The sequence below is a fragment of the Paraburkholderia sp. CI3 genome (assembly GCF_050436505.1).
Lineage (GTDB): Bacteria > Pseudomonadota > Gammaproteobacteria > Burkholderiales > Burkholderiaceae > Paraburkholderia > Paraburkholderia tuberum.
Map to the genome: position 1 here is coordinate 2,679,248 of NZ_JBNDMI010000003.1, position 25,242 is coordinate 2,704,489.

General features: G+C 63.3%; 23 protein-coding genes and 1 pseudogene. 16 read left to right on the top strand and 8 right to left on the bottom strand.

Annotated elements, in window-relative coordinates:
- Positions 1–21: 21 nt before the first annotated feature.
- Genes OKW29_RS20980 through OKW29_RS21025 form a run of 10 tightly spaced genes read left to right on the top strand, consistent with a single transcriptional unit; the run spans position 22 to position 11,096 of the window.
- Positions 22–1,248 (top strand): AAA family ATPase, encoded by a 1,227-nt coding sequence (locus OKW29_RS20980; RefSeq protein ID WP_429292384.1) that lies wholly within the window; start codon positions 22–24, stop codon positions 1,246–1,248.
- Positions 1,248–2,663, top strand: a complete 1,416-nt coding sequence (locus tag OKW29_RS20985; protein WP_429292385.1) for a CpaF family protein — start codon at positions 1,248–1,250, stop codon at positions 2,661–2,663. Before OKW29_RS20980 ends, OKW29_RS20985 begins: the two co-directional genes overlap by 1 nt.
- Positions 2,660–3,646: a type II secretion system F family protein gene (locus OKW29_RS20990; protein WP_429292386.1), complete on the top strand. Its 987-nt coding sequence runs from the start codon at positions 2,660–2,662 to the stop codon at positions 3,644–3,646. The genes OKW29_RS20985 and OKW29_RS20990 overlap by 4 nt, the downstream gene beginning before the upstream one ends.
- On the top strand, positions 3,643–4,614 hold the full coding sequence (locus tag OKW29_RS20995; RefSeq protein WP_429292387.1) for a type II secretion system F family protein: 972 nt from the start codon (positions 3,643–3,645) through the stop codon (positions 4,612–4,614). The genes OKW29_RS20990 and OKW29_RS20995 overlap by 4 nt, the downstream gene beginning before the upstream one ends.
- Positions 4,611–5,489, top strand: a complete 879-nt coding sequence (locus OKW29_RS21000) for a tetratricopeptide repeat protein (protein WP_429292388.1) — start codon at positions 4,611–4,613, stop codon at positions 5,487–5,489. The genes OKW29_RS20995 and OKW29_RS21000 overlap by 4 nt, the downstream gene beginning before the upstream one ends.
- The gene (locus tag OKW29_RS21005) at positions 5,486–6,007 is read left to right on the top strand and encodes a TadE/TadG family type IV pilus assembly protein (RefSeq protein ID WP_429292389.1); all 522 of its coding nucleotides are present in this window, start codon (positions 5,486–5,488) and stop codon (positions 6,005–6,007) included. The genes OKW29_RS21000 and OKW29_RS21005 overlap by 4 nt, the downstream gene beginning before the upstream one ends.
- Entirely contained in the window at positions 5,995–6,723 is a 729-nt protein-coding gene (locus OKW29_RS21010; RefSeq protein WP_429292390.1) for a TadE/TadG family type IV pilus assembly protein, read from the top strand. The genes OKW29_RS21005 and OKW29_RS21010 overlap by 13 nt, the downstream gene beginning before the upstream one ends.
- Before the next feature lie 52 nt (positions 6,724–6,775).
- Positions 6,776–8,623 (top strand): hypothetical protein, encoded by a 1,848-nt coding sequence (locus OKW29_RS21015; protein ID WP_429292391.1) that lies wholly within the window; start codon positions 6,776–6,778, stop codon positions 8,621–8,623.
- Positions 8,620–9,900: a glycosyltransferase family 87 protein gene (locus tag OKW29_RS21020; RefSeq protein WP_429292392.1), complete on the top strand. Its 1,281-nt coding sequence runs from the start codon at positions 8,620–8,622 to the stop codon at positions 9,898–9,900. The genes OKW29_RS21015 and OKW29_RS21020 overlap by 4 nt, the downstream gene beginning before the upstream one ends.
- Before the next feature lie 8 nt (positions 9,901–9,908).
- A complete protein-coding gene (locus tag OKW29_RS21025) occupies positions 9,909–11,096 on the top strand; it encodes a glycosyltransferase (protein ID WP_429292544.1) in 1,188 nt (395 codons plus the stop codon).
- Positions 11,097–11,250: 154 nt separating this feature from the next.
- On the opposite strand, the pseudogene OKW29_RS21030 reads toward OKW29_RS21025, so the two are convergent.
- Positions 11,251–12,204 (bottom strand): annotated as a pseudogene (locus tag OKW29_RS21030) (glycosyltransferase family 87 protein); the annotation flags it as partial.
- Positions 12,205–12,261: 57 nt separating this feature from the next.
- Positions 12,262–12,624 carry a GtrA family protein gene (locus tag OKW29_RS21035; protein ID WP_429292393.1) on the bottom strand — a complete coding sequence of 121 codons (363 nt, stop codon included), beginning with the start codon at positions 12,622–12,624 and terminating at the stop codon, positions 12,262–12,264.
- A gap of 210 nt (positions 12,625–12,834) precedes the next feature.
- On the opposite strand from OKW29_RS21035, the gene OKW29_RS21040 reads away from it, so the two are divergent.
- Positions 12,835–13,461, top strand: a complete 627-nt coding sequence (locus OKW29_RS21040) for a LysE family translocator (RefSeq protein ID WP_429292394.1) — start codon at positions 12,835–12,837, stop codon at positions 13,459–13,461.
- 111 nt (positions 13,462–13,572) lie between these two features.
- Entirely contained in the window at positions 13,573–14,202 is a 630-nt protein-coding gene (locus OKW29_RS21045; RefSeq protein ID WP_429292395.1) for a 2-hydroxychromene-2-carboxylate isomerase, read from the top strand.
- A 16-nt stretch (positions 14,203–14,218) separates the two neighbouring features.
- Here OKW29_RS21045 and OKW29_RS21050 read toward each other — a convergent pair whose 3' ends face one another.
- Positions 14,219–14,473, bottom strand: coding sequence for a DUF2866 domain-containing protein (locus OKW29_RS21050; protein WP_090809319.1), 255 nt, complete (start codon positions 14,471–14,473; stop codon positions 14,219–14,221).
- A gap of 342 nt (positions 14,474–14,815) precedes the next feature.
- Here OKW29_RS21050 and OKW29_RS21055 point away from each other — a divergent pair, with 342 nt between their 5' ends.
- Positions 14,816–15,931: a diguanylate cyclase gene (locus OKW29_RS21055; RefSeq protein WP_429292396.1), complete on the top strand. Its 1,116-nt coding sequence runs from the start codon at positions 14,816–14,818 to the stop codon at positions 15,929–15,931.
- Between the two features lie 27 nt (positions 15,932–15,958).
- Here OKW29_RS21055 and OKW29_RS21060 read toward each other — a convergent pair whose 3' ends face one another.
- From OKW29_RS21060 to OKW29_RS21070, 3 genes are all read right to left on the bottom strand, one after another.
- Positions 15,959–17,698, bottom strand: coding sequence for a peptidoglycan D,D-transpeptidase FtsI family protein (locus OKW29_RS21060; RefSeq protein WP_429292397.1), 1,740 nt, complete (start codon positions 17,696–17,698; stop codon positions 15,959–15,961).
- Positions 17,699–18,019: 321 nt separating this feature from the next.
- A complete protein-coding gene (locus OKW29_RS21065) occupies positions 18,020–19,561 on the bottom strand; it encodes a methyl-accepting chemotaxis protein (protein WP_429292398.1) in 1,542 nt (513 codons plus the stop codon).
- Positions 19,562–19,764: 203 nt separating this feature from the next.
- Positions 19,765–19,977: a hypothetical protein gene (locus OKW29_RS21070; RefSeq protein ID WP_429292399.1), complete on the bottom strand. Its 213-nt coding sequence runs from the start codon at positions 19,975–19,977 to the stop codon at positions 19,765–19,767.
- A 133-nt stretch (positions 19,978–20,110) separates the two neighbouring features.
- Between OKW29_RS21070 and aepX the strand changes: the two genes are divergently transcribed.
- The 3 genes from aepX to OKW29_RS21085 are packed head-to-tail and all read left to right on the top strand — an operon-like array spanning position 20,111 to position 24,092.
- The gene (gene aepX / locus OKW29_RS21075; protein ID WP_429292400.1) at positions 20,111–21,841 is read left to right on the top strand and encodes a phosphoenolpyruvate mutase; all 1,731 of its coding nucleotides are present in this window, start codon (positions 20,111–20,113) and stop codon (positions 21,839–21,841) included.
- Positions 21,838–23,001: a phosphonopyruvate decarboxylase gene (gene aepY, locus OKW29_RS21080; RefSeq protein ID WP_429292401.1), complete on the top strand. Its 1,164-nt coding sequence runs from the start codon at positions 21,838–21,840 to the stop codon at positions 22,999–23,001. Before aepX ends, aepY begins: the two co-directional genes overlap by 4 nt.
- A 23-nt stretch (positions 23,002–23,024) precedes the next feature.
- Entirely contained in the window at positions 23,025–24,092 is a 1,068-nt protein-coding gene (locus OKW29_RS21085) for a 2-aminoethylphosphonate aminotransferase (RefSeq protein ID WP_429292402.1), read from the top strand.
- A gap of 45 nt (positions 24,093–24,137) precedes the next feature.
- Here OKW29_RS21085 and OKW29_RS21090 read toward each other — a convergent pair whose 3' ends face one another.
- Both OKW29_RS21090 and OKW29_RS21095 read right to left on the bottom strand, forming a co-directional pair.
- The gene (locus OKW29_RS21090; protein WP_184072533.1) at positions 24,138–24,290 is read right to left on the bottom strand and encodes a hypothetical protein; all 153 of its coding nucleotides are present in this window, start codon (positions 24,288–24,290) and stop codon (positions 24,138–24,140) included.
- 129 nt (positions 24,291–24,419) lie between these two features.
- Positions 24,420–25,127: a PIG-L deacetylase family protein gene (locus tag OKW29_RS21095; RefSeq protein ID WP_184072531.1), complete on the bottom strand. Its 708-nt coding sequence runs from the start codon at positions 25,125–25,127 to the stop codon at positions 24,420–24,422.
- Between the last annotated feature and the right edge of the window lie 115 nt (positions 25,128–25,242).

Below are 25,242 nucleotides of genomic sequence, written 5' to 3' on the forward strand. Positions count from 1 at the left end.
CACTTCGCCCCCGGATTTCACATGAGCATGATTGGATCCCTCATCAAGCCCGCCAGGTCCGACGGGGTTGCCGCCGACTTCGTCGCCTTCGTCGCCGACCGCGAGTCCGAGCAGGTACTGAAAAGCTTCGTTCTGGACGAGGCCCTGCCGCATACCTTCATCGCGGAGGGCGGCATCGAGGAAGCCATCGCTCGCCTGTCCGGCATGGAGCACTCGCCGAAACTGCTGCTCGTCGATCTGCAAAGCTCCGAAATGCCGCTTTCGGATCTGGCTCGGCTTGCCAGCGTCTGCGAGCCGTCGGTGCAGGTGATCGCGCTTGGCGAGCGCAACGATGTCGGCCTGTACCGTAGCCTGCTCGGCATCGGCGTGGGCGAATATCTGGTCAAGCCGCTGACGGTCGGACTGCTCAAGCGCACGCTGAACCTGCGCGATGGCCGCGCGATGCCGGTGTCGCAAGCACGGGCTGGCAAGGTGCTCGCGTTCGTTGGCGCGCGCGGTGGGGTAGGCACGACCACGATCGCGGTCAACCTCGCTCGCAACCTGGCCCGCTCGCGACGTCGCGTGGTGTATCTGGACCTGAACCTGCACGGTGGGGCTGCTCCAAGCATGGTTGGCTTGAGGAGCAATAACGGTCTGCTCGATGTGCTGCAGAACGTCAATCGGCTCGACCCCGCCTATCTCGAGCGCGCGATGCAGTCCGTGGACAGTTCGCGGCTACTGATGTTGTCCGCGCAAATGGGATGGGACGACGAGCGCCCGTTCGGGGAGGGCGCGCTAGAGAAAGTGCTGGATATATTGGTGTCGAGTTTCCACTACGTATTCCTTGATATCGGCGAGCGAGCCGATCCGCTGGCCCACGAGGCGTTCCGCCGCGCCGGGCGAAGCTACGTGGTGGCGGACCGGTCGGTCCATGCAGTCCATGAGACCAGCCGGCTGATCCGGTATATCGAAACCTGCGGTAGCGACAGTCCCGTTACGTCTGTTCTGCTAAACAATCCGAACATGGCGACAGCGGGCAAGGTCGAGCCGGGCGACTTCGAGGCGTCCATTGGCCGGCCCGTGCTGGCCGAGGTGCCGTTCGAACGCCGCGCACTCGCGATTGCCGAGAATGTCGGCGCGCCGGTAGCCGCCGGCAGGACCGACGCGTTCGAGCAGATCATCATGCACCTGTCCGGCGATCTGACCGGCAACAACCAGAACACGGTTGTGCAATCGGGCCTGTGGCAACGACTCAAGTCGAGGAAGTGATGCAATTCGGTCAAAAACGCGTCGCTGAACCGGCCCCCGCGCCCACCGAGGGCGATACCGAAACGCTCGAACCCAAGGCGCAGATCGACGAGAACGCGTTGCGGCGGTCTCTCGCCACATTGGTTCAGAACGACACGAATGCAGCTTCCGACACGTCGCTCGTGCGCTCGGACACGTACAGGACGGTGCGCAATGCCGTGCTGTCGACCATGAACGCCTCGTTGGTGCTCACCTACAGCCGCGAGCAACTCAAGCCCGAACTCGAGCCGTTGGTTGCCGCGATCATCGACCGCGAGCGCCTGAACATTCCGCTCTCCGAACAAGGGCAGATCGTCGAGGAACTGCTCAACGACATGTTCGGGCTAGGGCCAATCGAGCCGCTGTTCGCCGATGAGACGGTGACCGATATCCTCGTCAACGGCCCCGATCAGGTCTACATCGAACGGCGCGGTAAGCTGGAAATCACACCGTACAGGTTCCGCGACAATGCGCACGTGACCACCGTGGCGCAGCGCATCGCGGCGGGGATTGGCCGACGCGTCGACGAGAGCAGCCCGATGGTGGATGCCCGGCTGCCGGACGGCAGCCGGGTCAACGTGGTACTGCCGCCGCTCGCGTTGCGCGGGCCCGCGATCTCCATTCGTAAATTTTCCAAGCGCAAGCTCACCCTCCAGCACATGGTCAATCAGGGCAACATGTCCCTCGCCATGGCGCACGTGCTGAAGATCGCGGTGACCTGCCGCCTGAACGTGCTGGTCTCGGGCGGCACGGGTTCCGGCAAGACCACGTTGCTCAATGCGCTCTCGCATTTCATCAATCACGGCGAGCGCATCGTAACGATCGAGGACGCGGCGGAACTTCAATTGCAGCAGCCTCACGTGGTCAGCCTCGAGACGCGCCCCGAAAACACCGAGGGGATGGGTGGCGTCGATCAGCGCGATCTGGTGAAGAACGCGCTGCGGATGCGCCCCGACCGCATTATCCTCGGCGAAACGCGCGGCGAGGAAGCTTTCGATGTGCTGCAGGCCATGAACACGGGCCACGATGGTTCGATGACCACGATCCACGCCAATACGCCGCGCGATAGCCTGACCCGGCTCGAAAGCATGGTGACGATGGCCAATGGCAATCTCCCGTTGATGTCGATCCGGCGGCAGATCGCCAGCGCGCTGCACCTGATCGTTCAGGTCGAGCGGATGCGCGACGGTATACGCCGACTGACACGCGTGACTGAGGTGGCGGGTATGGAGGGCGACGTGATCATCACTCAGGATCTGTTCGCCTTCCGTTACGACGTCACGGCCTACGAAGCAGAGGTGAAAGGCGGCTTCGAAAACGGACACCTGCGGCCGGCATTCACCGAGCGGGCCTCTTACTACGGCCTCGAGGAAGCCTTGCTGGAGGCCGTTGCGTGAGCGCGATCGTCAACCTCGCCACGATCGCCGCTTTCCTCTGTGCGGTGATTGTCGGCATCATGCATATGGTCTGGCAGGACCTGCGCAATCAGCGCCCCGATGCGTTGATCCGCGCACGCATCGCGGCGATGCCTGCGGAAACAGCGTTTGGCGCGACGGCTTCGAGCGACGTACAAGCGATTATCAAAGGGCATGCGTTAGGCCACGCTGAAGAGACACATATCGTGATCGCGTGGCTTCGTGCGCGGCGCGACCGCTTGCGCACGGTCGCACCGCGCGGGCTGCCAGTCGTGATAGCCGGCAGCATCGTCGCATTGGGTGTGGCACTGGCGATCCCGCGGTTCACGTCGACACCAGCCATTGTCCAGATCCTGCTTGCGCTCGCGTTGCCTGTGTTCGCCGCGCAGCGCATCTACCAGATGTTCGTCGACCGTTTCCGTCAGGGCTTTCTGGCAGCGTTGCCGGATGCGATCGACATGATCGTGCGTGCGGTGCGCGCCGGGATTCCCGTGGTCAAGGTATTGCCCATGGTGGCTCAGGAGTCCACACAGCCACTGGCCGGCGAGTTCAAGCGCATTGGCGATTCGCTCCAGCTCGGGATGGATCTGGGGGAAGTGCTGAGCGCGGCGGTACGACGAGTTCACGTGGCCGATTTTTCCTTTTTTTGCGTGTGCTTGCTGCTGCAGCGCGAAACGGGCGGACAACTGGGCGAAACGCTCGAGAACCTGGCTGGGATAGTGCGTGCCCGCCGCGAAATTCGTCAGAAGACCAAAGCGTTGACGGCGGAGACGCGGATCACGGTCAAGATCCTCGCAGCCATTCCCGTTCTCATCGTGGTGTCGCTGTACATGTTGAATCGCGCCTACATCATGCTGCTGTTCACTACGCCGACCGGCCATTCCATTCTGACCTTCGCCGTGACGGCGATCGTCGCGGGCGTTGCAGTCATCAACAAGATCGCCAACCTGGATACCTCGCGATGAGCACGATGCGTATTGATCTGCTGGCCAATCTGTTGATGCTGCTGCTGCTGCTGGGTGCGCTCGTCCTGTGGTGGGCGTTTAACCGGGGCGGGTATCGAGGCCGGATTGCGGAACGGGTACGCGAGGTGAGTGTGGGCGCTGCTACGGGAGCCGTTTCCTCGAGCAACGACCCGTCGAAAAATGGCTTCGTGTTCGTCCGCCGTGTCATGGCGTCATTGATCCGGTTCGGTGAACGCATGCCGCTCTTCACGTCCGATCAGCGGCTGAAGCTGGCACGGGATCTGGTCAAGGCGGGTTTTCGCGGTCCCAGTGCCGTGCCGACCCTGATCGCACTGAAATTCGTCTCCGGCGTGCTGTGGGCCGCGTTGGTCGTGCTGTGGGTAGCCGATCTGTTCGCGCTCGGCCATGTCGTGGCGATCCGCGTGCTGATGATGTTGGCCGCATTCGTGTTCGGGATGATCGTGCCGGAATACGCGCTGGACATGTACGCGCGCCGGCGGCGAAAGCAGATCCTCGCGTATTTTCCTGACGCGCTCGATCTGTTCGTCATTTGCACCAATGCGGGCAATAGCCTCGGTGTAGCGCTGCGTCGCGTCGCCCAGGAGATGGCGCTGATCTGCCCGGCGCTGGCATCGGAGCTCGCGCTGACCGCCGACGAACTGCATCTTTCCGGCGACGGCGCGCGCGCGCTTCAAGCCATGGCCGACCGTGTCGACGTGCCGCCGGTACGCGCGCTGATCTCGACGCTGACCCAATCGATGCGCTATGGCACGCCCATTTCGCAGGCACTGCGCACGCTCTCGCGAATCGAGCGTACCGCCCATATCGTGCGTATCGAGGAAACCGCAGCCAAGCTCGCGCCGAAGATGGTCGTGCCGATGATGCTGTTCATCCTGCCGGCCGTCGTCGCGATTTCCGCCGGGCCGGCCATCATGCAACTCGCCACTTCACTCAAGCACCTGACATGAAACTCACTCGCTCACTTCGAGCCGCTTCGATTTCCGGCGCCGCGGCGTGCAGGCTTGGTGCCGCCGTGTCGCTGCTGGCAATGGCGGCCTGCACGACCACGGTCAAGCAAAGTTTCGGGCCGGTTGCGCCCGTTTCCAGCCCGGCTACGCTGAGCCTCAAAGGGGAACTGCATGTGGCAGAGGCCGCGCTGGAGTCGGGCAATGTCGATCTCGCCACCACCATTTACATGCAGATCGTCCAGTCCAATCCGGATTCTGTGCCGGGCCTGACGGGCCTGGGCGATACGCTGTATGCGCAGGGCGACTATACGCGAGCGAATGTCTACTACAACAAGGCGTTGTCGCTCGATCCGAACGCGCTGCCGGCCATGACGGGCAATGCTCGCGTGGCCATCCGGCAACGACGGCTGGGCGATGCCGTCGCAGATTACCGGCGCGTGCTCGCGCAGTCGCCGAATGATCCGATGGCGGCAGCGGGGCTCGGAACCGCGCTCGACATGCAGGGACACCACGACGAAGCCCAGGCGGTCTTGCGCAACGCACTGCTCGACAATCCAGGTGACCCGCGACTGGAGACCGATCTGGGGCTCTCTCTGGTGGTGGCGGGCAAGCCGCGCGAGGGTGCGAACGTGCTGCTCGACGTCACACGTTTTCCCGCCGCTCCGGCCGAGGCGCGCCAGAATCTCGCGATGGCCTACGGCATGCTCGGCAACAACGAAGCTGCCGAGAAAATTCTGGACGCCGATCTGCCGAAAAAATCAACACAGGACAATCTCCGCTATTACGCGATGCAGCGCATGCGTCTGGCCGAAGTGCAAGGCAATCCGGCGGGCCCGGGCAGAACCTCCCTCGCGACGGAGAAAAAGGCGCAATGAAGCGATCTGTCCGCTCCTGGCCCTGCCTCTCTGCCTGGCGGCGTCTGCGGACTTTGCCGCGGGACGAGCGCGGTGCAAGCGCGATCGAATTCGCGCTCGCCTCGCTGCCCATATTTTTTCTGTTCATCGCTACGATCGAGTTCGCGCTCGATATGACCGTCGACGTGACCGTGCAGATCGCGGCCCAAGCGGCTTCGCGGGCCGGATTGACGATGTCCGCACCCGCCGACGGCAGCTCGCGCGCGGCGCAGGCGGAGAAGATCGCGAAGCAGTACCTGGGGAACTGGGTGAATGCTGGCGGAACCTTGACGGTCACACAACTCGACTATGTGGCCTTCAGCAACTTCGGCTTGTCCGGCTATAACGCGGGCAGCGGGCCGGGCAACTGCGGCGACGTGGAGATGTACACGATTCAGCTCACCATGCCGTCCTTTACGGGGCTGTCCAAGTGGTTCGGCAGGCCCACGCTGAATTACCAGCGCAACTACATTGTCCAGAACGAAGAATGCGCAAGTTGACGAGTGCCCGGAAAGCCGGGCTGGCACGGCGCCGCTCACGCGGGGTGGCGGCGCTTGAAGTGGTCATCATCGTGCCGGTGATGATCTTCATGCTATTTGGTTTCACCGAGGTGTATCTGTACCTGCGCGCGGTGAGCATGGTGGAGCATGCGGCTTTCGCGCTGGCGAATTCGCTCGGGCAGATGCAGAACGTGATAGATCAATCCGGCACGGCCAGTGCGAACAGCCTCGGCTCGTTGTGGGCGGACGCGAACCTGCTCGCCAGTCCCAATTCACTGACGGCGAATGGCAATGTCATCGTCACTTCCATTTGTGACAAGTCGTCCTCGGAAAATAATTGCGGCTTGAACGTGGTCGGCACGCCGTCGCTGAGCAACGGTAAGGCGACCATCTGCTGGCAGGCCGCGGCCAACTCGACCACGGGCATGAAGACCCAGATCACGACCAGCAATGTTCTGCCGTCCACCTGGCCGTTCTATCAAGGTGACGCTGCGCTCGTCATCGAGGTGTTCTACCGCTACACCCCGTTTCCTCTGCTCTCCTCGTTCTGGCCCGGCGCTCCGGGTTCGACCGTGCTCTATCGGCGGATCTATGCGCGGCAGCGCGTGCTGAACTGGACCTCGATGCCGTTGCTCAACACGACCGGCGCGGGTCTCGCAGCGGGAAGCGGTTTGTCGGCAGGCTGTCCGGGCTCGACGATCATCGTGGGCTCCTGACAGGTGCCACGGTCTATAAAGGCAGCGCTCGCGTGATGTACTGGGGACAATCATGAATCTAGCTACCGCTGTTCGTACCGCTCGCCTGCGCGATGCCGCCTTGCTCACGCGATGCCGCGAATACCTTGCCGGCGGAGATCGCGGAGCGGTCTCGCTGATATTCGCCGTCAGCGCGAGCGTGATGCTCGGTGCGTTGTCGATGACGATCGACCTGGGACGATATGCGATTTCGCAGGCTCGCATGCAGTCCGCACTCGACGTGGCGAATCTTACGGCATCGATGGACATGGGCCATTATGCGAGCACGACGTGTCCCACGAGCCTCACCGCGTGGCAGAAAGATGCGCTCGCGTATTACAACACCAACATGCCGAACGGCTATCTCGACATCCTGCTGTCGAGCAACAATTTCAATGCGACCTGCACGAATAACCCCGCCTCGAATGGCGGTGGCCAATACGTGCAGCTTTCCGCGACGGGCGAATTGCCGTTGATGATGCCGGCGTTCCTCGGATCGAAGGGCAGCAGCACCAGCACCGGGTCGACCGGTGGCAACGACATGCAGGTCGCCGCTTCGAACCAGGTGGCGCGTAATCCGCAAACCCAACTGGAACTGGCGCTGGTGCTGGACAACACGGGATCCATGGCCCAGACGCTGAGCGGCAGTAGCGCGAGCAAGATCGTTGGACTGAAGAACGCGGCCAATAATCTGTTGGCGCAGTTGTTCGCCCAGTCGGGATCGGCGCAGTACTACATTGGAATCGTGCCTTTTGCCAGCACCGTTAACGTCGGCATGACACCGTCATGGCTGGATGGGAACAACGCGACAGTTTCCGCATCGCTGAGTGCGGGGACGGGGACGTGGCTCAAGCAGTCCTTCAGCTACAACTCGAGCGGCGTGTCGATGAGCGGCACGCCGAAGGTTAGCCTGTCAGGTACGTCATGGGCGTGGACTGGCAGCGGGTGGGGCGGGTGCGTGGTGGAGCCGCACGATAGCAGCGGTAATCTGGCCGCGCTGGCCTATTCGCCGTCCTCGGCGAAGGAAACATCGACTTCCCCCTATTTGCAGTTCACGCCTTACTACTACAACGTGCCGCCCGCGGGGCTCACGCTCTATACGCAAACGACGTCAAAGAAAACGACGACCTGCACGACTTCCACGGTGTCGCAGTTTCCCACGACCATCGGATCCGGGAAAAATGGCACGTGCACCACGACCAGTTCGACACTGCCGATCAGTCAATGGGACCTGGACCAGCCGTCGACCGCCACCTATACATTGAACCAGAACAATCTGTGCATTGGTACGCCAGTGACGTTCCTGACCAACGACCAGACGCAATTGGGCCATGCAATCGGCGCGATGCAGCCAGCGGGCAATACGATCATTCCGGTCGGCTTATTGTGGGGATGGCGCATGCTGTCTTCGAGCTGGGCCGGCACATGGAATCAGCGTTCGATCATCACCACCCCTCTGCCGTTAGCGGAGAGCTCGATGGGGCTGCAGCGCGTGTTGATTCTAATGACGGACGGGCAGAACGATGTCAGTTCGAGCAGTATTCCGGGCCAGGAGGTCACGTATTTCAATGGCCTGTCCGGCGTCGGCACGAACAATCTGCATGCGCCAACCGTGACAAGCGCGACTGACCCCGGCGGCACGCTGGCGAACGGCTCGATCAACCTGAACGACATCAACTCCTATCAGGCAGCGGTCTGCACCGCGATCAAGAACGCGGGCATCACGATCTATACGATCGCTTTCGGAGCGGGCGCCGCCGGTACGAGCTTGCAGTCGTGTGCGTCGCCAGGCGATTACTACGTCGCATCCAACAACTCGTCGCTGAATACGGTCTTCCAGCAGATCGCATCGCAGATCGCCGTGCTGAGGCTCACGCAATGACGATATCGGACAATGCATCGATCGAAGATCTTGCAGTCCCGAAAGGAAGTGCAAGTGATGGCGCGAGCCAGCGGCCGCATTGGATGACACGGCAACGTCTGTACCTCTACTCAGGCGCATTGCTGCTCGTGTACATCCTTATGCCGGGAGTGAAAATACTTCGCGACAGTTGGGGGCACCCGTTTTCTTTCGGCAACAATGCACGAGACTACATCGCTTTCTGGAGTGCTTCACATCTGGCACTGGATGGACACGCCGCCCATGCGTACAGCACGAAGGTGATGGGTGCGCTGGAAAAAACTGTGCTGCCTGATCTCAAAGGAACCTTGCCCTGGTTGTATCCGCCGACATTCCTGTTGTTGCTCTACCCTGCAGCGCTGCTTCCTTACGAGCCTTCGGCCTGGCTCTTTTTTGGACTGACGCTCATAGCGTTCGTCGTAGCCATCAACTCGATCGTGCCGGGCAAGATTTCGACCCTGCTCGCACTGGCTTTCCCAGGAGTGATCATTTCGGCACTGTCGGGACAGAACGGCCTACTGACCGCCTCACTCATGGGATCCGGGCTCGCACTATTGCCGCGGCGTCCGGTTTGGGCAGGCGTGTCGCTAGGACTGCTGTGCATCAAGCCGCATCTCGCCGTACTGATTCCGCTTGCGCTGATCTGTTCGCGCTCGTGGAGAACTCTGGTGGTAACCGGATCGATCGCGGTCGTGCTGGGCGCGATATCGGTCGGCTTGTTCGGTGTGGAAACACTCGCCGCTTTCGTGCACAGCATGGGGGAAATCCAGGGCATCGTCATTTCCGACAGCAAGCTGCTGCCTCGCATTCCCACGTTTTTTGCGCTGGCAAGGCAGTTGTCCATGCCCGCAGCCGCCGCCTATGCCTTGCAGGCAGCTTCAGCGTGCTTGGCCGTCGCTTCGGTTGTCTATGTTTGGTCCCGGCCGGCCGCCCACGAATTGCGCGCGGCGACGCTCGTCTGCGCGACGCTGGCCTTCACTCCATATCTCTACGATTACGACCTGACCTGGTATGGCCTCGTCATTGCCTGGTATGGCCGGTTCGGGTTGGCTCACGGTTTCCGGCGTTACGAGCGGGAGGGACTGATACTGCTCGGATTCGCTCCGTTAATGGGGCTACTGGTCGTACCCCGCGTTCATTTCCAGTTCCTGCCCATCCTTACGCTGGTAACCCTCGCAGTGCTCGTCACGCGCGTAGGCAGGGAGAGGCGCGGCGTGAAAGGAGGCATCAGGGTCGCGTTCGTCAAGGAGATCTCCTGATGAACATGATGTCCCCCATCAACATCCGAGATCTGTCGAAGCGACCGCCGGTCCCGCTGATTTCGATCATCGCGCCGTTTCATAACGAGCGCGATGCGGTCAATCTGTTCTTCACGGAAATACGAACCGTCATCGCCCCTCTTCATGCGTTTCGTTTCGAGATCGTTTGCATCAACGACGGCAGCCAGGACGGCACGCTCGACCAGTTGCTCGCCGCAGCTGCCCAGGATGCGCGCATCCGCGTGCTCGACCTGACGCGTAATTTCGGCAAGGAAGCTGCACTCACTGCCGGTCTCGACGAGGCGCGAGGCGATGCCGTTGTCGTCATCGATGCAGATCTGCAGGACCCGCCGGAACTGATTCCCGAGATGATTCAATGCTGGCAGGATGGCGCGCCGGTCGTACTGGCGCACCGCGCCAACCGCAGTACCGATTCGCTTGCGAAACGCCTGACGGCCACTCTCTTCTATCGCGTTCACAACGCCCTGTCGAGCGTGAAGATCCCGCCCAATGTCGGCGACTTCAGGTTGATGGACCGACAGGTAGTCGAAGCGCTGAGCCGGCTGCCGGAGCGGCGTCGATTTATGAAAGGGCTCTTCGCGTGGGTAGGCTTTCCCGCCGTAACGCTCCACTACGAGAGAGCACAGCGTAGTGCGGGCCATTCGAGCTTTTCGGGTTGGCGCCTGTGGAACTACGCGATCGAAGGCATTACCGGGTTCAGTACGATTCCGCTACGTGGCTGGACTTACGTGGGGGCGTTGATTGCCATGCTCGCGTTTTTATACGGCGGGTTCATGGTCGTGCGCACGTTGCTGTTCGGCAATCCCGTACCTGGTTATGCATCGCTGTTTTCGGCAGTGCTCTTCATAGGTGGCATCCAACTCGTCGGTATCGGCGTGATTGGTGAATACATCGGCCGGATTTACGACGAGTCGAAACAACGGCCGATTTACCTCGTTCGCCAACGTTATTGCGCTGCCGATACGGGGCATGATGCGCGCCTCGCCGAGGGCGTACACGGATTCCAACGGAAAAAGCGCATCAGCCGCACGTTTCGACGAGACGGTCGGAGCGCTCATCCGCGAGCCCGGAAAGACGTTGCTTGGGGCGATGCGAGGCCCGATGCCGTCGCACGATCGCCGTCAGCATCAGAATCATTGCGAAGGGTGCCAGATGAAATGGCAAATGAAATGTAGCGCCAATCAGTTCATATACCGGCATTGACCATACCGCGGCAAGCGCGAGCCGGTCTAAGCGCGTTAGCTCGCCCGCTACCGCGTCGCGTATTAGAAGCGCCGCCGGAAAGCCGAGCCAGGCGAGATCGTAGGTCATCAAATAGGGTTGTACGAGCAGGCTGGCGACGAGCAAGGCCGCGGCCCTCAATTCGCACCGTGCGTTCGCGAGCCAAAGATAGGCAACGGTAAGCCCGGCGGGAATGGCGGCTAACGCCTGAACGGCGTAAGCCACTGCCACGGGCGCACCGGCGAGTCTGGCGGTGGCGAATAATGTTGGCATCCCGAACCAATGATCCCGGCCATCCAGCAGGGCGGCTTGTCTGAATACGGGAAGGTACGAGAAAAACGAAGACCATGCCTCAATCCCTAGTATCGCGATACTCGACAGCATAAATGCCGAGCAAAAGACAATAGTGGCGAGCAACATCTTCCAGCGGCGTCCGCAAACGAGGGCGATCGGGAAGAGCACACCCAGTTGCGGCTTGACCAGGAGCACGGCGAGGCAAGCACCCGCGTAAATCGGCGCCGGCTCCATCAGCACAAGCGCCGCGGCAGCGGCGGCGGCGGTGAAGAGGGTATTCTGTCCCGCATAGATTGCCAACGGCATCCCGGCAAGCGCGGCGATCAAGATTGACTGGCGCTGTGTTTGTTCCAGGCGGCGGCCGATGCGTAATGCGATAGTGCAATAAATGCCCGTGCCGAGTGCCAGGAACAGGAAGAGGGCGCACGGGTAACTCAAATAGCCCAGTGGCCGAATGGCGAGCAAGAAAGTCGGCGGATAAGGGCACGGATAATACTGCGACGAGGAGCGCACGACGGCTTCCAGCGGTTGCATCCAACGAGGCGAATATACCGCTGCCGCGCCGTGCGCCAGCTCGACACGGGCTGCGGCCCAGAAAATTCCGAAGTCGTACCCGATGGCGGGCGCATTGCCGATACCGATTACGTAGCGTGCGGCGAGGCCGAGGGCGAGGGGGATGAATTGTACGATGAGCACGAAGCTCGGCACGAAAACCAGCAGGAACCGGGAAATGGAGGTTATCTTCCTGCGAGTCTCTTGTGTAGTCATGGTTGTTGTGCAACGTTCGGGTGCTGTGCGCAGGTCGGTCCGGCAATGACTTCCGCGTCAGCCTTCCATCCGATAGGTCCACCGCGCGTGGGCAATATATGAGCATACTGGAATGCAGCACGCGACGATCAGCGTGGGCGCCCAGAGATGCTGTCGACCTACTAGCAGCGGCACGAGTGCTGAAACACCGAAGCCTGCGGAGGAGACGACGCAGAAGCGGGAAAAATTCGAGAACGTTGGCCTGCTCGAAAAACTCCAGAGTGTTTGTAGCAGGAACGAGACGACATTGGCAAGGACAAATCCGGCGAGATTGGCAATTGCTGAATCTGCAATGAGCCGATTGAAAACCAGCCAGGCGACGCACAGATGCGTGCAGGTGGCGACAACGCCGGCTATGGCGAAGCGGATGATCCTGGGCATTTGGGGAACGCGCTAATGTTTGGTTTCGTCATTATCGCAGGTAGAGCGGAACCCAGGCGGTGCGTCATGGTGGTGGTTCGCGGCGCGGTGCCGGTCATTGTAATGGAGCGTCCGTGCGCGGGGCGTGCGCAGGGAGGCTTCGTGCATTCGCCTACAATGGTCCGCTGAACGCACCCATTGTTTCGATCCCGCGCGTCGCAAGGAGACGACATGCTTGACCTATCCACGTTGGGGACTTTCGTTGCCGTCGTGCTCGGGCTCTTTCTGATTCCAGGCCCGGCCGTGCTGCTAGTTTTGACGCGCACCATGCACGGCGGACCTAAAGCCGGCATTCTGACCGGTCTCGGTATCGCAGCTGGCGATCTCGTGCATACGCTGGGCGCCGCGGTTGGCCTCTCCGCGCTGCTGATGACGTCCGCGCTGGCCTTCAATGCGGTGAAATTCGTCGGTGCCGCGTATCTCGTCTATCTGGGCATTCGCGCGTTGCGCGAAAAGCAGGCGAGTGCGCACCTGCCGGTCGTCGCGCCGGTGTCCGGTTCGAAGGCGTTCTTGCAGGCGATTCCCGCCGAAGTGCTGAACCCGAAGACCGCGCTGTTTTTCCTTGCGTTTCTGCCGCAATTCGTGCGCCCCGAACATGGCTCGACGTTTCTGCAGTTCGCGACACTCGGGCTGATTTTCGTTGCCATGAGCGCGCTTTACACGACGCTGATCGTCCTGACGATGCGGCCGCTGGGCAAACTCGTGAAGCGTTTGACGTGGTTGACGCGCTGGCAGAACAAGCTCATCGGTGTGCTGTTCATTTCGCTCGGCCTGCGCGTGGCAGTGCAAACACGCTGAGTCCGGAAGCGCGAGTTCAGGACGGCGCCAGCAGGATCAGCGACCCAACGACGCGACTGTTAAGCATTGCAAGGCGACGATGCCATGGCACGCGCGATTCAGGAGACAGCGATGAATGAAGACGCAACTTCGACGGCGCGCGCAATCGAGTTCTGGTTCGACTTCGGCAGCAACTACAGCTATCTGAGCATGATGCGGATCGAAGCGTTGGCGGCCGCGCGCAACGTGACGATCGTCTGGCGGCCGTTTCTGCTCGGTCCGGTATTTCGCCAGCTCGGTTTCGACAACTCGCCTTTCGTATTGCAGAAAGAAAAAGGCGCGTACGTGTGGAAAGACATGGAGCGTCAATGCCGCAAATACGGCATTGCGCTCACGCGCCCCAGCAGTTTTCCGCGCGCGGCGCTTCTCGCGATGCGTGTCGCGCTGCTGGGTGCGAACGAGCCGTGGATCGGTGCCTGGTGCCGCAAGATCATGCAGTTGAATTTCGTCGACGACCGCGACATCGGTTCAATCGATGTCGTCAGTCACGCGCTCGACTCGCTTGGCTTACCGGCGCAGAGCGTGATCGACGCCGCGCAAAGCGACGCGAACAAGCTCCGCTTGCGCGAGCAGACCGAACGGGCCATCGACAAGGGGATTTTCGGTGCGCCGACGTTTTTTGTCGGCGGGGAGATGTTCTGGGGCAATGACAGGCTGGAGGACGCGTTGGACCACTGCGACGCGATCGCGGCGCGTCATTGAACGTCAGCGGGAGCGCTTAATCAGCCTGCTGGCAGAAGCGCCGACCCGGCACGTGAGAGACCACGGCCTGGGCGATTTCGAGCGGAGTACTTTCGGCGGGAACGACGCGACGGCTCGGTTCGGGCGCGTGCTTCATCGTCCATTCGACGAGCCGGTATGAACGGCCCCAGGGCGGTTGCAGCGGATCGGAGACCTTGCAGGAGTGAATCTGGCGAGTCCATTCATGGCCGGGCATCGCACGCAGGTGTTCGACTACCATCTCTTCAACCATGATTTACCTCCTTCTTGTGCGCGTAACCGTTTTCGGTCGCGCTTCTGGCACCCCTCAAGAAAAAGCGCCGCCGATGTTCTGGCGGCTCAACAGGGGATGTGCCACATACTTGCAGGGAACAATTAAGCGAAACTTAAGAACCGCAATCATTACGCAAACGGATCTCACTGCGTGTAAGCGAGTGCAAGTGAATGCAAGCGGGAGCTGACAACAGTGGGCACGAACGCCCGCAGGCCGGCCGACACGTCGCGAGCCTGCCCTCAAGACGCCGGCGGATCGGCCGTTATCAGTAGAGTTGGGGCGTCGACCCCGCTTCGCCTTCAGGGCCGCCCTACTGATACCGTGACGAATCTCGCCCAAACGCCGCTTGCCGAGCGCCTTCGCTCGCTCGTCGACACCGTGCAGCACAACGAGCGCACGTTGCGCCGCTTCCAGAACGTCGAGTTGCGGTTGATCGGCGCGCAGGATTTCGGATCGTTTCTCGATACGTTGTTCAGCCATCTGCCGCGGGAGTTCTCGCTCGCGAGCGTGGTGCTGTGGCTCGACGAGCGCGCGCCAATGCTGCTCGAACTGCTCGAGCCGGGCAACCTGCGCGCGCTCGATCATGCGCAGCTGAAGACGTCGCGCGAGGGCGGTCTCGTCGCGCAATCCTTGTGCGAAGGCGATCGGCCGTGGCTCGGCCGCCCTGGCGAACTCGACGACGACACGCGCCGCGCGTTCTTCGGTGCCGCGCCAGCTCACGTGCCGGCCAGCGCGATCCTGCTGCCGCTCGCCGCGGGCACGAGCGTCAGCGGCTATCTATGCCTCGGCAGCGACGACCCCGCGCGCTTCGGCGCGGGCATGGCCACCGACATTCTCGAGCGCTTCGCGAGCATCGTCACCGCGAGTCTCGACAACGTCGCGCATCGCGAGCGGCTCAAGCAGCTCGGCATGACCGACTCGCTGACCGGCCTCGCGAATCGCCGCTATTTCGACGAACGGCTGCGCGAGGAGTTGATGCGCGCGGCCCGTTATCGCGTGCCGGTCGCGTGTCTTTTCATCGATATCGACCGTTTCAAGCGCATCAACGATAGCCACGGCCATCAGACCGGCGACCGCGCGCTCGCGGCGGTGGCCGCCTGCGTGCGACAGCAGGTGCGGCTTGGCGACACCGTCGCGCGCTATGGCGGCGAGGAGTTCGCCGCGCTGCTGCAAGGCGATCGCAGCGACGCGTTGACCGTCGCGGAACGCGTGCGGCGTGCGGTCGAGAATCTCGACGTGCGCGACGAGCACGGCGAGCTCATTGCATTGACCGTGTCGATCGGCGTGGCCGGGCGCGTGGTCGCCGGCAGCCCGGCCGAGGCGATGTCGCTCGGTCAGGCGATGATGGACGAGGCCGATCGCGCGATGTATCAGGCCAAGCGCAACGGCCGCAATCGTATCGAGGCGCAGGTCGATGCGCTCGATGAGCAGGGCTGATCGAGCGCAACTAACACTAACTACGCGTCACACTCCTGCCGCATCCGGCGGCACCCCGAGCAGCTGCAACGCGCCGCCCATCACGCCGCTGAACACCGGTCCAGCGACCGTGCCGCCATAGAACGCCTTGCCAGCCGGATCGTCGATCATCACGGCGACGATCAGGCGCGGATCGCTCATCGGCGCCATGCCGACGAACAGCGCGCGGTAGCGGTTCTTCGCGTAGCCCGCGCCGATCTGCTTGCGCGCGGTGCCGGTCTTGCCGCCGATGCGATAACCCGCCACGGTCGCGGCGCGTCCGGTGCCGCCGTCGCCCGTGGCCATTTCGAGCATGTTGCGGATCGCGCGCGCGGTGCCGGGCGTCGTGACCGATTCGCCGCGGTCGGCGAACGACGCGGGGCCGTCCGCGTCGAGCGGCTCGCGCAGCAGGCTCACGCGCCTCAGCGCGCCGTCGCCGGCATAGGCGGTGTAGACCTGCGCGATTTGCAGCAGCGATACCGACAGCCCGTAGCCATACGCCATCGTGGCCTGTTCGATCGGGCGCCAGCGTTTATATGGCCGCAGCTTGCCGGCGGCCACGCCAGGGAAGGGCAGCTCGGGCTTCAGACCGAGCCCGTATTGCCGATACTTGGTCCAGATCGTCTCGGCCGGCAGATTCAGCGCGAGCTTTGCCAGCGCGATATTGCTCGACTTCTGCACCGCCTCGGCGACCGTCATCGCGCCATGATTCGACGTGTCGTGAATCACGGCCGGGCCGATCCGATACCAGCCGGGCGCGGTATCGATGATGCTCTGCGGCCGCACCTTGCCTTCGTCGATCGACAGTGCGACGACCAGCGGCTTGATCGTCGAACCCGGTTCGAACGTGTCGATCACCGCGCGGTTGCGCAGCTGCCGGCCGGACAGGTGCGTGCGGTCGTTCGGATCGAAGCTCGGGTAATTGGCGAGCGCGAGGATCTCGCCGTTGCGCGCATCGAGCACCACCACGCTGCCCGCTTCGGCGCGGTGCTGCGCGATCGCGGCTTTGAGCTGTGTGTACGCGAGTTGCTGGATGCGCCGGTCGATCGTCAACTGGATCGTGGCGCCGTTGCGCGCGGGCACGAGCGGCCGCGTCTCCGAGATCACGCGGCCGAGCCGGTCGCGGATCACCTCGCGGTGGCCGGGCACGCCTTGCAACTGCGCATTGGCGGCGAGTTCGACGCCTTCCTGGCCGTTGTCCTCGATGTCGGTGAAGCCGACCACGTGCGCGGCCGAGTCGCCCTCGGGATAAAAGCGTTTGGTGTCGGCGATCTGCGTGATCCCGGCGAGCCCGAGGCGCGACAGATGCCCGGCAGTGTCGGCATCGACCTGGCGCTTGAGCAGCACGAAGCTGCGCTCGCCGTTCAGACGCCGACGCAGTTCCGCGAGCGGCAGATCGAGCAGCTTTGCCAGCGGCGCGAACGCGCTTTCGTCGACGAGCTTCGGCGTGGCCCAGATTTCGTAGGTCGCGAGACTGACCGCGAGCATCGAACCATTGCGATCGACGATCCGGCCGCGCGTCGCGTCGAGTTCGAGCAGGCGCTGATAGCGCTTCTGCCCTTGGTCGACGTAGAAGTCCTGATTCACGACCTGCACCCAGAACGCGCGGAGCGCGAGCGTCGCGAACGCGCCGGACACGAGCAGCACGACGAACTTCGAGCGCCACGCGGGTAGTCGCGCATCGAGCAGCGGGTTCTTCGCGGCTAAGGCATAGGGATCGGGCGACGGTGGTTTTTTCTGGCGGATCATGGCGGCGGGCAGCGGACCTCACGTACTTTCGATTGAACGAGGCCGCCAAAGCCACGAGGCCTGGCGGCAAGGACTGTCGCCGGGCCGATTGTAAATAAAACGTAATTTAAATGCGAGGAATGTGAAAGGAGGCGCGTTCGAGCTGGAGCAAAGGCGAGCCGAGCCGAAGCTTGATAACGAAAAGCCGCGCGGACTTGCAAAATCCGCGCGGCTGATTCGTTCGATTGATGCGTCGACTCCGACGCGGCGTGTTGAATAGGCGCTCCCTGCCTGTGGGGCGCCTTCTTTTTTCGCGCCCGTTGCGGGCGCGGCGGGGCAAGCTCAAGCCGGCAACGCGAAACTCGCAATCGCGTCGCGCAACACGCCGACCTGGTCCTTCAGCGAATGCGCGGCGGCCGCGGCCTGTTCGACCAGTGCCGCATTCTGCTGCGTGACCTGATCCATCTCGCCGACCGCGCGATTGACCTGTTCGATGCCCGCGCTCTGCTCGCGCGACGCGTGGCTGATTTCTTCGAGGATCTCGTTGACCCGCCGCACCGACTGCACGATCTCGCCCATCGTCGCGCCCGCGTTGGCGACCAGTGACGAGCCGGTCTCGACGGTATCGGTCGAGGTTTCGATCAGCGCCTTGATCTCCTTGGCGGCCGTCGCCGAGCGCTGCGCGAGGCTGCGCACTTCGGCCGCGACCACCGCGAAGCCACGGCCCTGTTCGCCGGCGCGAGCCGCCTCGACGGCGGCATTCAGCGCGAGGATATTGGTTTGGAACGCGATGCCGTCGATCACGCCGATGATGTCGCCGATCTGCCGCGAGCTCGCGGTGATCTCGCCCATCGTGCGCACCACGTCGTCGACCACGCGGCTGCCGCGCGTCGCGACGTTCGCTGCGTCGCTCGCGAGTTGCGCGGCCTGGGTCGCGCTGTCCGCGTTCTGCTTCACGTTCACCGTCATCTGATCCATGCTCGACGCGGTTTGCACGAGCGCCGCCGCCTGCTCCTCGGTGCGCTGCGACAGGTCGGTGTTGCCCGCTGCGATTTCGTTCGCGCCGACGTTGATGTTCTCGGTGCCCTGGCGCACGCGCGAGACCGTGTCGACAAGTCCCGCCTGCATCGTGCGCAGCGCATGCAGCAGGCTGCCGCTGTCGTGCGGCTCGATCGGCACCGGCGTCGCGAGGTTGCCTTGCGCCATCAACCGTGCGTGCTCGACGGCCACTTCGAGTTCGCCGCCGAGCGAGCGGCGGATGCTGCGCAGCACGACCAGCATCACGGCCGTTGAGAGCGCACCGAGCGTGACGGTGATCGCGAGCCAGCGCAGCAGGCTGCGGTAGAACGCGCTTTGCACGTCGTCCATGTACATGCCGGTCACGAGGTACCAGTCCCACGGCGCGAAGTGCATCGAGTAGCTGGTCTTCGCGACGGGCTGCTCGCTGCCGGGCTTGGCCCACAAATAATCGACGAAGCCGCCGCCGTCGTGATTGCCCGAGTTGACGATATCGACGAACAGATGATTGCCGGCCGGATCGGTGAACTGCGCGAGGTTCTTGCCGATCAGTTCGGGCTTGATCGGATGCATCAGCATGACCGGCTGCGAGTCGTTGATCGACAAATAGCCGTCCTTGCCGTAGCGCATCGCGCCGAGCGTCGCGAGCGCCTGCTTTTTCGCGTCGTCCTCGGACAGCGCATGCTGCTGGGAGAGCGAGTAGTAGTGGCCGACGACGTGGTTTGCCTCTTCGATCAACGAGCGCAATTGCTCGCGTCGGTCCGAGATCATCGATGCGCGGTTCTGCCACGCGCCGAACGCGCCGATCAGGATCAGGCCGACCCACAGAACGGCGATCATGGACGCCAGTTTTCGGTTCAGAGTCATAGCGATGGGAATAGGCGTTTTGGCCAGTAAGGTCCATTGAATTGCGGTCGGATGCCGCTCGCTGTGTTTACGGCGCGAAATGGCATTGATCGGAGGCAGGGAAAACCCGCTGTTCGACATCGCTATTCGTCCGATTAATAGGCGAATTTATTGATCGTTTTAAGCGGCGTTCATACGCGCAATTCGAAAAAGACTTTTGTGCATCATTCGCGAATCTGAATTAACCGACGATTATCGTAAATCGCAGCGATTGAAAAATGCGCGAGAAAATCGACATGAAAAATGCCGGCGCTGGTCTGCGTAAAACCTGCTGAGCCCAATCCAGGAAGGCTCGCATCAACATCCCACAAAACGCCAATCAAATCCAAAAATCCCGTTAAATGATCACACATGCAAAAAACAACACATTTTTCCACTTAAGCGCAACCACGAAAGACGGCTGAGACCTTCAAAGACTCGTCATAAAAAATTCCGCTATAGTCGCCCTTTTCCGATTGCCAGCCTGGCATCGAAGAACGCCAATAAGCCCGCCACCAGGAGTCCCGAAGAGTGAATGCACGCGATCCCGCTTTCGTTTCCCAGTCCCGCAGCGCGCGCCTGCGCCAGATGCTCGTCAGCAGCGAACTCGAATTCATGATGGAGGCGCATAACGGCCTGTCCGCGCGCATCGTTCGCGAAGCTGGGTTCAAGGCGATCTGGGGCTCGGGCCTCGCGATCTCCGCGCAGTTCGGCGTGCGCGACAACAACGAGGCGAGCTGGACGCAGGTGGTCGATACGCTCGAATTCATGGCCGACGCGAGCGATCTGCCGATCCTGCTCGACGGCGACACCGGCTACGGCAACTTCAACAACGTGCGCCGCCTCGTGCGCAAGCTCGAACAGCGCGGCATCGCCGGCGTGTGCATCGAGGACAAGCAGTTTCCGAAGACCAACAGCTTCATCAACGGCGAGGCGCAGCCGCTTGCCGATATCGACGAATTCTGCGGCAAGATCAAGGCGGGCAAGGACTCGCAGAACGACGAGCATTTCTCGATCGTCGCACGCGTCGAGGCGCTGATCGCGGGCTGGGGCATGGACGAAGCGCTGCGCCGCGCGCAAGCGTACGCCCAAGCTGGTGCCGATGCGATCCTGATTCACAGCAAGCTGTCGCGCCCCGACGAGATTCTCGAATTCGCGCGCGAATGGGCCGGGCGTGCGCCGCTCGTGATCGTGCCGACCAAGTACTACAGCACGCCGACCGAGGTGTTCCGCGAAGCGGGCATCAGCACCGTGATCTGGGCGAACCATCTGATCCGCGCGGCGACCTCGGCGATGCAGGCCGTCGCGAAGGAAATCCATTCGAGCGAGACGCTCGTCAACGTCGAGGACAGCATCGCGGCCGTCAACGAAATCTTCCGTTTGCAGAACGCCGACGAATATTCGGAAGCCGAAGACCGCTATCTGTCGAGCGGCCGCGCGGCCGGCTCGGCCGTCGTGCTCGCCGCGAGCCGCGGCAAAGGCCTTGAAGCGGTGACCGGGGACCGTCCGAAGGTGATGCTGCCGATCGCCGGCAAACCGCTGCTGCGCTGGCTCGTCGACGCGTTCAAGAAGCAGGGCGTCAACGACATCACCGTGGTCGGCGGCTATCGCGCCGACGCGATCGATACCGCGGGCATCCGCCTCGTGGTCAACGAGCAGCACGCGCAGACCGGCGAGCTTGCCTCGCTCGCGTGCGCACTCGACCACCTGACCGGTGACACGGTCATTTCGTACGGCGACCTGCTGTTTCGCAGCTACATCCTGCGCGATCTGGTGGAAAGCGAGGCCGCGTTCAGCGTGGTCGTCGATTCGTCGCTGACCGATGCGGAGAACGCGAGCGTGCGCGATTTCGCGTGGTGCTCGGCCGCCGACGACCGCGGTCTGTTCGGCAACAAGATCGTGCTGCGGCATGTCGCGAGCGGGCGGGAGCAGTCGTCGACGGCGGGCGTCGCCCCAGTGCCGCATGGCCGCTGGGTGGGTCTGCTGAACGTGCGCGGCGCGGGTCGCGAGCGCCTGCGGGCGGTCATGCGCGAGTTGCGCACGCGCGACGATTTCGCGTCGCTCGACATGCCCGCGCTGCTGAACGCGTTGATCGAAGCGGGCGAGTCGATCGAGGTGCAATACGTGCACGGCCACTGGCGCGGCGTCAACGATCTCGACGATTTCCGCCTCGCGGGCGACTTCGCGCACGCGCAGGCGCCGTTCGCGACGGCCGTCGGCGGCGGGGCGACGACGAACGATGCACACGGAGGCGCGCAATGATCGAAGCAGCACAGTTCGTCGAGGCGGCGCGCGAGCGCGGTTTCGACTGGTACGCGGGCGTGCCGTGCTCGTATCTGACGCCGTTCATCAACTACGTGCTGCAGGACGAATCGCTGCACTACGTGTCGGCGGCCAACGAGGGCGACGCGGTCGCGCTGATCGCCGGCGTTACGCTCGGCGCGAAAAACGGCCGGCGGGGCATCACGATGATGCAGAACTCCGGGCTCGGCAACGCGGTAAGTCCGCTGACGTCGCTGACGTGGACCTTCCGCCTGCCGCAACTGCTGATCGTCACGTGGCGCAGCCAGCCCGGCGTCGCCGACGAGCCGCAGCACGCGCTGATGGGCCCGATCACGCCGGCGATGCTCGACACGATGGAAATTCCGTGGGAGACGTTCCCGACCGAGGCCGACGCGATCGGTCCGGCGCTCGATCGCGCGATCGCGCACATGGACGCAACCGGCCGTCCGTACGCGCTCGTGATGCAGAAGGGCAGCGTTGCGCCGTATGAACTGAGGGACGGCGGCGCGCCCAGGCGGCGCACGCCGGTCGAGCCTCGCGCGCGGTTCCGCGACAGCGCCGCGAACGAACTCGCGACGCGCCACGACGCGCTGCAAAAGGTGATCGCGCACACGCCGCTCGACTCCACGGTGGTGCTCGCGTCGACCGGCTTTTGCGGCCGCGAACTCTATGCGATCGACGATCGCGCGAACCAGCTATACATGGTCGGCTCGATGGGCTGCGTGACGCCGTTCGCGCTCGGCCTCGCGCTCGCGCGCCCCGATCTGCGCGTGGTCGCGCTCGACGGCGACGGCGCCGCACTGATGCGCATGGGCGTGTTCGCGACGCTCGGCGCGTACGGCCCGTCGAACCTCACGCACGTGCTGCTCGATAACGGCGCGCACGACTCGACCGGCGGTCAGGCGACGGTATCGTCGCAGGTGTCGTTCGCGGGCGTGGCGGCCGCGTGCGGTTACGCGTCGGCGCTCGAGAGCGACGATCCTGCGATCATCGAGGAGCTGTTCGCGGCGCCGCCGCTCGACGGGCCGCGCTTCGCGCGCCTGACGATCCGCCGCGGCACGCCCGACGGCCTGCCGCGCCCGACCATTACGCCGCCCGATGTGAAGACGCGCCTGATGCGCCACATCGGCGCGATCTGAACCCAACGCCAACAGGAGCGCCCATGCTGCTGCTCAACCCCGGCCCGGTGACGCTCACCGAACGTGTCCGCAACAGCCTGTTGCAGACGGATCTGTGCCATCGCGAGAGCGAGTTTTTCGATCTCCAGGAAGAGGCGCGCACGCGTCTCGTCGACCTGTACGGGCTCGACCCGAACGAATGGCAGGCAGTACTGATGACCGGCTCCGGCACGGCCGCGGTCGAAAGCATGACGGCCGCGCTGGTGCCGCACAACGGCAAACTGCTGGTCGTCGAAAACGGTGTGTACGGCGAGCGTATCGCGCAGATCGCCGCGCAATACGGCATCGCGCACGAAGCGCTGAAGCACGACTGGATGGACGCGCCCGATCTGGCGAAGATCGCCGAACGGCTCGACGCCGACAAGTCGTTCACGCACGTCGCGGTGATTCATCATGAAACGACCACCGGCCGTCTGAACGACATCGCGGCGCTCGGCGCCGTGTGTCGCGCGCGCGGCTTGCGTCTGCTGGTGGACGGTGTCAGCAGCTTCGGCGCCGAAACGATCTATTTCGCGGACGCGAGCCTCGACGCGCTCGCCGCTACCGCCAACAAGTGCCTGCATGGCGTGCCGGGCGCGTCGTTCGTGCTGGTGCGGCGCGCGGCGCTCGCGCGCGCGGCGAGCCGCACGTACTACCTCGATCTCGCGCGGCTCGCGCGTTTGCAGGATCAGCGCAACACGCCGTTTACGCCGTCGGTGCACGCGTATTACGCGCTGGTCGAGGCGCTGCGTGAGCTCGCCGACGAAGGCGGCTGGCGCGCGCGTCACGCGCGCTATGCGGCGCTTGCCGAGCAGGTGCGCGCTGGGCTGGCGGCGCGCGGCATCGACTGTGTGTTGCCGGCCGGGCAGTCGTCGGTGGTGTTGCGCGCGTACCGCTTGCCCAACGGTATCGCGTATCCGCAACTGCACGACGCGCTGAAGGCGCGCGGCTTCGTGATCTATGCAGGGCAGGGCGGGCTGTCGGCGGAGCTGTTCCGCATCTCGACGATGGGCAACATTCACGCGGCCGATATCGACCGCCTGCTGCAGGGCTTCAGCGACTTGATGCGCTGACGCTGCGCCGAGCGGGGCGCCGCGACCGCGCCGCTCGCGGCTCCCTTACACCGGATCCTTGTCCGGCGGCCCGTCAGGCCGCTGCGGCTCCTCGACATGATGCCCCGGCGACGGCGGCACGAGCGGGTCGGCTTCCGGGTCGCGGTTCGGATCGGCGTTCGGGTCGGGAATCGGGCTGGTGTGCATGTCGTCGCTCATTGCGTCACCCTTGCGGTTGAAATGCGCGGGTCCGGCGCAAGCGGCTTGATACCGCCGATGTGTGCCGCCGCGTCGGCTATCTGTCTTCAAGCGTAGGCGCTCGCCGCGCTTCCTGCTCGCTCCTTTTTGCTATTTCTTCGCGCGTTTGCGGCCGACGCTGAGCTGCCAGTAGCGCTCGGTCGCGAACACGTCGTCGTAGTTGCCGGCGCCGAACGCCCGCAACTGGCTCGCGTACGCGTTGACCGCTTCGCGTTTCAGATGCGCGCGGCGCTGCACGTCGATCGTGTGGCCCGCGCTCGGCGTTGCCGGCGTCGCGACGATGCCGCGCTGCGCGAGATCGGCGAGCCGCGCCTGCACCGCGCCCGGCGTGAGCCGGTGAATCGCTTCTTCGTAACCGAACCAGTCCAGATGCGTGAGCCGCGGCAGGATCTCGCAGCACGCTTCGAATACCCGCGCGTGATCGTCGTGATGCAGGCCAAGCGGCATCAGCAGCGTGTTCACGGTCGTGCGGTAAATCGTTTCCTCCAAAGCCGCGGCCATCTGGCTGATCGACGGCGAGTCGGCGTACTGGCTGTCGCGAAACGGCATGCGCAGCGGGATCGCGTCGAGCACTTCGAGCGCGCGGTTGTCTTCGATCGTGCGTTCGCGGACCGCTTCATGGGCGTTCGCGAAGCCCGCTTTTTCGTCCCACTCCGTGTGCATGTCGTGTTCGGGCGGCGCGGCGAACACGGTGCAGACAGCGGCATCGGGATGGGCGGCGAGCAAGGCGCCGCAACTGAAGACGGCGTCGTCGAAATGGGGCGAGACGATGAAAAGGCGTGGAGTGGTTTCGCTCATGGGCTTGCGTGTGGGATTCGAGGCGTGACGGATGAGGCATCGAGGCTGCCGGTCGTCAAGGCGCCGCGTGCGCAAAAAACGTGACGTCACCTCAGCTTAGGCGCAATCGGCGCGG